The sequence below is a fragment of the Thermoflexus sp. genome (genome assembly GCF_025055495.1).
Taxonomy (GTDB): domain Bacteria; phylum Chloroflexota; class Anaerolineae; order Thermoflexales; family Thermoflexaceae; genus Thermoflexus.
Window position 1 is genome coordinate 1 of sequence record NZ_JANWXB010000302.1, and the last position, 1,653, is coordinate 1,653.

Below are 1,653 nucleotides of genomic sequence, written 5' to 3' on the forward strand. Positions count from 1 at the left end.
AACTGGGTCTGGCTTGGATGCCTACCCTGGCCGGGGACAGGCAGATGGTGCTGGCGGTCGGCAAGGCGCTCTTCCAGTATCAGGAGGTCGCCGCGGTGGTGGCGGAAACCCGGGAGGCGGCCGTGGATGGCGCTCAGGCGGTGGAGGTGGATTACGAGCCTCTCCCCGTGGTGGTGGATCCCTTCAAGGCGCTGGAGCCCGATGCCCCGATCCTGCGGGAGGATCGGGAGCAGAAGACCAATCACATCTGGCATTGGGAGGTGGGGGATCGGGAGGCCACAGAGGAGGCTCTGCGTCGATCGGATGTGGTCATCCGAGAGCACATCAAGTTCCAGAGGGTGCATCCGGCCCCTCTGGAACCGTGCGGCTGCATCGCGGACTTCGATCGGGTGACAGGCCGGCTGACCCTCTATGTGACCTCCCAGGCACCCCACGCCTACCGGACGTTGCTGGCGCTGGTAGCCAAGCTGCCGGAGCATATGATCCGGGTGATCTCGCCGGACATCGGCGGGGGCTTCGGCAACAAGGTGGCGGTTTACCCGGGCTATGTGTGCGCCGTCGTCGCCTCCATCATGCTGGGGCGCCCGGTGAAGTGGGTGGAGACGCGGACGGAGAATCTGACCTCCACCTCCTTCGCCCGGGATTACCATATGACGGTGGAACTGGGGGCCACCCGGGAGGGGAGGGTGACGGCCTTGCGAGTGAAGACACTGGCTGACCACGGCGCCTTCGACGCCTCCGCGAACCCCAGCCGCTTTCCCGCCGGCCTCTTCAGCATCTGCACGGGATCCTATGATTTCCCAGTGGCCTTCGCCGAGGTGGACGCGGTCTACACCAATAAGGCCCCCGGCGGGATTTCCTATCGGTGCTCGTTCCGGGTGACGGAGGCTTCCTATCTGATTGAGCGGGCGATGGATATCCTGGCCGATGAATTGGGGATCGACCCCGCGGAGCTGCGACGCCGGAACTTCATCCCACCGGAGAAGTTCCCTTATCGCTCGGCCCTGGGCTGGACCTACGACAGCGGCAACTACGGGGCGGCCCTGGACCGGGCGTTGCAACTGATTGGCTATGAGGAGCTCCGGCGGGAGCAGGAGGAGCGGCGGCGCCGGGGCGAGCTGATGGGCATTGGCATCTCCTCCTACACGGAGATCGTGGGAGCTGGGCCAAGCCATACGTTCGACATCGCTGGCCTGAAGATGTTCGACAGCTGCGAGATCCGGGTCCATCCTACGGGCAAGATCCTGGCCCGCTTCGGCACCCGCCATCAGGGGCAGGGCCATGAGACCACTTATGCTCAGATCCTCGCCCACGAGCTGGGAGTCTCAGTGGAGGATGTGCTGGTGGAGGAAGGGGACACGGACACGGCTCCTTACGGCCTAGGCACCTACGCCAGCCGCAGCACCCCCACCGCTGGGGCCGCGGCGGTCATGGGCGCCCGCCGCATTCGAGAGAAGGCCCGGAAGATCGCCGCGCACCTGCTGGAGGCGGCCGAGGAGGATGTGGTCTGGGAGGATGGCCGCTTCGTTGTCCGGGGCGTTCCCGGGAAATCCGTAACCTTCCCTCAGGTGGCTTTTGCCGCTTACACCAACCCGCCCCCGGGGATGGAGCCGGGGCTGGAGGCGGTGTATTACTACGACCCGCCCAACCTCA

Annotated in this window: 1 protein-coding gene; it reads left to right on the top strand. The window is 65.7% G+C overall.

What is annotated here, in order from left to right:
- Nucleotides 1-1,653 (top strand): molybdopterin cofactor-binding domain-containing protein (locus NZM16_RS09540; RefSeq protein WP_295480143.1); only part of this gene is annotated, 1,653 nt, incomplete at both ends.